The following is a 7,132-nucleotide window of genomic DNA, read 5'->3' as shown; positions in this document are numbered from 1 at the left end:
TGCTTCGGATTTTTTTTAGTAGTAATAAAAACTAATTTCCAATACTTCCAGAACCAGTAACTTTAGTATCTTCATGTTTAGGGTTTCCTTTGTACTCAATATCACCAGAACCTATTACTCTTGCGTTTAAATCGCCATTACATACAATTTCTACATCTCCAGAACCAGTAACCTTGGCGTCTACATCAATTGCATCTAAATTATAACCATGGAAGTCTCCAGAACCAGTTACACTAGCTTTTAAATCTTTAGTCTTACCATTTAAAGTTAAATCTCCAGAGCCAGTTACAGAGGCAGTAATATCGTTTGCTTCGACATCCAATACAACATCTCCAGAACCCGAAACTTTAGCAGTAAATTTATTTGCAGTAATTTTATCTTTATTAATAACATCTCCAGATCCAGAAAGACTAACATAGTCAATATCTTCAAAAGGAATAGTAATTGTAATAGTCTTATTAAAACTAGTCTTTAAACTAATATTGTTTTCAGTTTTAATTTTAAGTGTATTGCCTTCAACTTCGGTAATAATATATTCTAATAAATTACTTTCTCCTTCAATTTTAATATTCCCTTCTGTTCCCTTTACAAGTACAAAGTTCATGGATCCAGCACATTTAATTTCGTCGTAGTCGGCTGTCGATCGTTTTATAGTAGTTACGTCTCCGTTACCTTTTATTTTTTTACTTCCCCAAAGTTGTGCTTGAGCAAAAGAGAAACTTAATAATGCGATAGCTATTAATAGCGTGTGTTTTGATGTTTTCATGTTTTTAGTTTTAAATGATTGTTTTGATTGATTTTTTTTAATTCTGATAAAAAGTAACACTTCCATATTCTGAATTTACCTTCACTAAACTTCCCGAGTTTTGAGTGTTGTGGTAACCTGTATAATAACGATCTGAAGATTCCACACGTTTCTTAACGTAATTTAATACATCGTCACTATCTTTTAAAGAGCCGTATTCTAATTCTATATCGAAGTCGAAAGCTAGCATTGAATCGTAACCAATTTTTATGCCTACATAATCGCTATCTATAGAAACATTTTTTACACTCTTTTGTAGTTTGTTTATTTTAATAGAACCATAATCTGCAGTGATATCTAAGTTTTTATATACGTCTCCAATTAAAACGGTTAAATAATCTCCATTACCTTTTATGTTATTTACTTTGTCTATTGTAATACCGCCATAATCGCAATTGTAGGTTATGTTTTCTGCTACTTCTACTTTAGACTTTGTGTAGTCCGCAATAATTTCAAGAGTATTAGCTTTAGAGACAGTAAAGCCACTATAATCGGCATTAATTTTACCACCTTTTATAAACTCGAAATAACAGTTGTTAGAATAATCGAAATTAATACTATTATTATCTGCCATTAGTTCTTTAGTAGTAATCTTACCATAATCGCAATTTAATTCTGCACGACCTTCAAGCGTTCCTATATTAATGTTACCATAATCATTACTTAGGTTTACATTGTTGGTAATTGGTATTTTAATGATGTAATTAATTTTCATTTGCACAGTATTATTATCTGTCCAACTCCACCAAGATTTACTTTTGTTTTTACTAAACTTTGTAATAGCAGTTACTAAATCTTGAGATCCTGAAAAATCTACTGTTATGCCGTCTAATTTCTGTTGCACCTTTTCTTCGTCGTTGCCAGTTGTGGTAATTACTATTTCAAAATCTATAGTGTTACCATCCCAAGTCACGATATCTAAATTTCCGTAGCTATTATCTACTTTTAGAGTAGCATTCTCATTAACATTAAATGTTTTTGTAATGGTCTTTTCCTTTTTGTACTTACCATCTCTATCGTTACTATTACTAGCAAATATTACCAGAGGTAGTAATAATAGAATGGTGAATAATTTATAGTGTAATTGTTTCATTGTTGTCTTGTTTAAATGTTTTGATACCTTCTATGTTTTCTAGTACAGATTTTAGGATGTTTATTCTATTCCCAAAATTATCGATCATGGCATGGATAACGCGCTTATCGTTTCCGCTTTCGGTTAAGTCTAATTTTAATTGTTTGTATTGTGTTTCTAATGTTTCCATTTGTAACATCGCATCTTCAATAAGTGCTTCTGTTTCCGGAGTACGTTCACTATTAATTTTCTCTAATTCTTCAGCAATAACAGAGGTAAAGAAATTTTGAGTATTCGCCATTTCTGGAGATACGCTCGCTAAATCTTGAGTTTCTGTGTTTGCGTTAAAACCAAAAGCTAACGTTACTAGCAATACAATAGAAGCTGCAACACCTAAAAAAGGTTTCCATAAACGCTTGTTGGTTTTTGCTACTGCAATGTCCTGCGCATGGTTTATGGCTTTTAATTTTTCTAAAAACCTGTTTTCATGACCATGGTTTGGTGCTTCAACATCAAAATCGTGTTGAAATTTCTCGAAAAGCTGATTTATATTATCGTCTTTCATATTTTTAGTATTTCCGCGTAAGCGTTAAACTTTAAATTATTATTTCATTTTACAAAGCACTGCGACTTCGCTTGTAAAACCTGTTTTTTAGCCTACTAAGGCTTGCATTTTTTTTCTTAAACTTTCTTTTGCTCTTGAAATAGTTGTGCGACAATTAGCGCTAGTGATTCTCATAATATCGCTTATCTCATCGTAATCGAAACCTTCAATTAAATGAAGCGTTAAAGCCACACGATAATTCTCTTTTAAGGTTTTCATAGTTTCCATTACTTGTTTTGCTTGTATGTTAGTAAACTCGTAATCTTCCGTAATTCCATCTGTGTCTTCAACTTTATAAAGCACGTTGTCTAGAGGTACTTCGTCAAACTTTGTACTCTTGTTATAATGGTAAATACTTTTGTTAACTACTATACGTTTTAGCCAAGCTCCAAAGGTTTTAATCTCTTTTAAAGTATGGAGTTTAGAAAATGCTAATAAAAAAGCATCTTGCATAACGTCTTCGGCTTCAAAACTATTTTTTACAATACGGTAAGCGGTGTTGTACATGGCTTTGTAATACCTATTGTACAGTTCCAATTGCGCGAATTGGTTGTCGGTTTTACAAAGCTCCACGAGCTGCTCGATATTGTGTTTGGTTAATGTCAATTTAAATGGTTTGTTGTAGTAAAGATATAAGTTAAATGAGTTTGTTACAGTTTTGTGAAAATTTATTTATTTTTTTTATTTTTTTTAATTTTAAGATGAAAGGTTATAATTATAATGAACAGTGAGTTACTATTATAGTAAGCACACAAGAGTAAGTAAAACTATTAGCTAAAGGAGATTGGCATATTAATTGAAGTTTTATTAACAAATACAAACATAGAACTACTTATAATACGCTAGAAGTCAATGTGTTTTGTCGTTTTGAATACTAATCTTATAAAAAAAGCATTATTAACCTATTACTAATTGGTGACATAATGACGTAAATATACATATGAAGAAATCTAATTTTATTAGTCTAGACAGTTTGTCATTGCAGGATTTTGATGAGAATTCAGAGTTAATTCCTTTAATGACACCAGAAGATGAAGAGAAAATAAACAAAGAAGACCTACCCGAAACATTACCAATTTTATCGTTGCGTAATACTGTTTTATTTCCTGGTGTTGTAATACCAATTACTGCAGGACGAGATAAGAGTATTAAATTAATAGACGATGCCAATAAAGGTAACAAAGTTATAGGTGTAGTGTCGCAAAAGGACGAAGCAGTCGAAGATCCTAAAGCAGGAGATATACATTTAGTTGGTACTGTTGCACGTATTCTTAAAGTACTTAAAATGCCAGATGGTAACACAACTGTTATTATACAAGGTAAAAAACGTTTTAGTGTTGCAGAGGTTATTACTGAAGAGCCTTATATTAATGCTACAGTAAGAGAAGTACCGGAAGCAAAGCCAGCAAAAAAGAATAAAGAGTTTAAAGCGATAACAGATTCTATAAAAGAATTAGCGTTACAAATTATTAAAGACAGTCCAAATATTCCAAGTGAAGCTTCTTTTGCGATTCAGAATATTGAAAGCGATTCGTTTTTAATAAACTTTGTATCGTCTAACATGAATCTTCCTGTAGAAGACAAACAAAAGCTTTTAGAAATAAACGATCTTAAAGAACGTGCTTTAGAAACTTTAAAGTTTATGAATATCGAACTTCAGAAATTGGAGTTAAAAAACGATATCCAATCTAAGGTTCAAAGCGATATGAACCAGCAGCAACGTGAGTATTTCTTAAATCAGCAAATGAAAACCATTCAAGAAGAACTTGGTGGTGGCAATGCAGAGGAAATGGAAGAAATGAAAAAGCGTGCTAAAGATAAAAAGTGGGACGATAAAGTTAGCGAACATTTTAAAAAGGAATTATCTAAAATGCAACGCATGAATCCGCAAGTTGCAGAATACTCTATTCAACGTAACTACTTAGACTTGTTTCTAGATTTACCTTGGAATGAATTTAGTAAAGATAAATTCGATCTTAAACGTGCTAAAAAGATACTAGATAGAGATCACTATGGTCTTGATGATGTTAAAAAACGTATTATAGAATACTTAGCAGTATTGAAATTGCGTAACGACATGAAATCGCCAATACTTTGTCTTTACGGACCTCCGGGAGTTGGTAAAACATCGTTAGGTAAATCTATAGCAGAAGCTTTAGGTAGAGAGTATGTACGTATGTCTTTAGGTGGTTTAAGAGACGAAGCCGAAATTAGAGGACACCGTAAAACATACATTGGTGCTATGCCAGGACGTATAATCCAATCTTTAAAAAAGGCAGGAACATCTAACCCTGTATTTGTACTAGATGAGATAGATAAATTAACGAACTCTAATCAAGGTGATCCATCGTCTGCTTTATTAGAAGTTTTAGATCCAGAGCAAAATAGCGAGTTTCATGATAATTTCCTTGAAATGGGTTACGATCTGTCTAAGGTGTTATTTATAGCAACCTCTAATAGTTTAGGAAGCATACAACCTGCACTAAGAGATAGAATGGAAATTATAAATGTTACTGGTTATACTATTGAAGAGAAAGTAGAAATTGGTAAACGTCATTTATTGCCAAAGCAACTAAAAGAGCATGGTTTAGAAGATAAGCACTTAAAGCTAGGTAAGCCACAAATAGAAAAAATAGTAGAAGGTTATACAAGAGAATCTGGAGTAAGAAGCTTAGATAAGCAAATTGCAAAAATGGTGCGTTATGCTGCCATGAATATTGCAATGGAAGAAGACTACGATCTTAAAGTAACTAATGATACTGTTATAGAAGTTTTAGGAGGCCCAAAATTAGAGCGTGATAAATACGAAAATAACGATGTTGCCGGAGTAGTTACAGGTTTAGCTTGGACTAGAGTAGGTGGCGATATACTATTTATAGAATCTATTTTATCTAAAGGTAAAGGTTCAATGTCTATTACTGGTAACTTAGGTAAGGTCATGAAGGAATCTGCAACCATAGCAATGGAATATATAAAAGCTAATGCAGAAGAGTTTGATATCGATCCAGATGTTTTCGATAAATACAATGTGCATATTCACGTTCCAGAAGGAGCAACACCTAAAGATGGTCCAAGTGCAGGAGTTACAATGTTAACCTCTTTAGTCTCTTTATTTACACAACGTAAAGTAAAAAAGAGTCTGGCAATGACTGGAGAAATTACACTTCGTGGGAAAGTTTTACCAGTTGGCGGAATTAAAGAAAAAATATTGGCTGCAAAGCGTGCAAGGATAAAAGAAATATTACTTTGTGAAGACAATAGGAGAGACATTGAGGAAATTAAGCAAGATTATTTAAAAGGCTTAACGTTTCACTATGTTACAGATATGAAAGATGTTCTGAAATTTGCTATTACAAAGCAGAAAGTAAAAAACGCTAAAAAATTATAAAAATGAAAGCAATCGCAATTGGTTTATTCAGTTTACTGTCATTAGGAGTTTATGCTCAAGAAGTTGAGGAAGAATTTCTTCCAATAAACGTTGAAGGCAAAGAAGCCTTTATGTCTACTAAAACTGGAGAATTTACCTTTCGCGAGCATTCAAAAACAGATCCAACACAATTAGAAACTACAGCAAGTGGTGTTGTTTACACAAATATTACTAGCCATACTATAAAAAAAGGCGAGACATTATCTGCTGTAGCGAAAAAAAATGGCGTTACTGTTTCAGAACTTAAAAAGCATAATAAAGTAGCGACTGCTAATTTAAAAATTGGTAGTAAACTTAAAATTGTAAAAAAAGAACTTGTTAAATCTAGTAGCCCAGTTATTAGTTCGGCGGGAGAAGAGCATATTATAGCAAGACTGCGTCCAGGTGAATCTCCTGGACAGTTTGCTGCTCCACCTTCTGTTGCAGAAGTAGAAAGTAAGGTTATTGAAATTAAGAAAACAGAGGAGAAACCTTCGGCTGCTGTATATAAAGCAGAAACAAGTATTAAGAATCCTATTTTTGGATTGGATAATGCAGAAGACACAGAGGAAGACGATACTTTGAATACGCTTTCCGAAGCTATAAGTAAAGAGGTAAAAACAGTTAAGACTGAAGTAAAAAAGAAAGAGGTTGTTGTAGTTGAAACACCAAAGGCAGTAGTAAAAGTTGAATCTAAAAAAGAGAAACTTGCAAGACTTAAAGCCGAAATGTTAGCTTTAGAAGCGGAATTGGAGGCAGAGGAGCCTGTTAAGGAAGATGCTGTTGAAGTTGTAGAAGCGGTAAAAGTAATTGAAAAGGAAGCAAAAAACGTTTCTGATAAAGCATTAGAGGAGATACAAGAATCTAATCCTGAAGCTAAAATAGAAGAGACTGCTAATGGTAGAAAGGTTATGGTTTTTGAGAACAAGCCAAAAGCTGAAAAAACTACTGCTGAAAAAGCGAAGCAAGCAATAGCTTCAGTTAGAAAAACAGAAAAAGAAGTTGAGGTTTCTAAAGAAGAAGAATTAACTAAAGAAAAGGAAGTTGCTGCCAAGAGCGATTCCGAAGAAAATAAAACCAAAGCTACTTATTATACTGTAGTTAAAGGTAACTCGTTATGGTCTATTGCCAACCAACATGGTATGACTGTAGATGCGATTAAAAAACTGAACAATTTAAAGAATAATAATCTTGATATTGGTCAGAAATTAAAAGTGACTCCAAAAAAATAATTAAAATAGAATT

At 32.6% G+C, this 7,132-nt stretch carries 6 protein-coding genes; 2 read left to right on the top strand and 4 right to left on the bottom strand.

Annotated elements, in window-relative coordinates:
* Positions 1 to 31: 31 nt before the first annotated feature.
* From ASC44_RS03265 to ASC44_RS03250, 4 genes are all read right to left on the bottom strand, one after another.
* A complete protein-coding gene (locus tag ASC44_RS03265; RefSeq protein WP_055446199.1) occupies positions 32 to 766 on the bottom strand; it encodes a head GIN domain-containing protein in 735 nt (244 codons plus the stop codon).
* 37 nt (positions 767 to 803) lie between these two features.
* A complete protein-coding gene (locus ASC44_RS03260; RefSeq protein ID WP_055446198.1) occupies positions 804 to 1,898 on the bottom strand; it encodes a hypothetical protein in 1,095 nt (364 codons plus the stop codon).
* Complete coding sequence (locus tag ASC44_RS03255; RefSeq protein WP_055446197.1) at positions 1,879 to 2,442, bottom strand: hypothetical protein; 564 nt, start codon at positions 2,440 to 2,442, stop codon at positions 1,879 to 1,881. The genes ASC44_RS03260 and ASC44_RS03255 overlap by 20 nt, the downstream gene beginning before the upstream one ends.
* Before the next feature lie 87 nt (positions 2,443 to 2,529).
* A complete protein-coding gene (locus ASC44_RS03250; protein ID WP_055446196.1) occupies positions 2,530 to 3,087 on the bottom strand; it encodes an RNA polymerase sigma factor in 558 nt (185 codons plus the stop codon).
* 334 nt (positions 3,088 to 3,421) lie between these two features.
* On the opposite strand from ASC44_RS03250, the gene lon reads away from it, so the two are divergent.
* Both lon and ASC44_RS03240 read left to right on the top strand, forming a co-directional pair.
* Positions 3,422 to 5,869 (top strand): endopeptidase La, encoded by a 2,448-nt coding sequence (lon, locus tag ASC44_RS03245; protein WP_055446195.1) that lies wholly within the window; start codon positions 3,422 to 3,424, stop codon positions 5,867 to 5,869.
* A gap of 2 nt (positions 5,870 to 5,871) precedes the next feature.
* Positions 5,872 to 7,119, top strand: a complete 1,248-nt coding sequence (locus ASC44_RS03240) for a LysM peptidoglycan-binding domain-containing protein (RefSeq protein WP_055446194.1) — start codon at positions 5,872 to 5,874, stop codon at positions 7,117 to 7,119.
* Positions 7,120 to 7,132: the final 13 nt, after the last annotated feature.

Origin of the sequence: Lacinutrix mariniflava (assembly GCF_001418015.1) — a bacterium.
Classification (GTDB): Bacteria; Bacteroidota; Bacteroidia; order Flavobacteriales; family Flavobacteriaceae; genus Lacinutrix; species Lacinutrix mariniflava.
The sequence above is the reverse complement of the archived record's forward strand: the minus strand, read 5'-3'. Positions and strand labels throughout refer to the sequence as shown.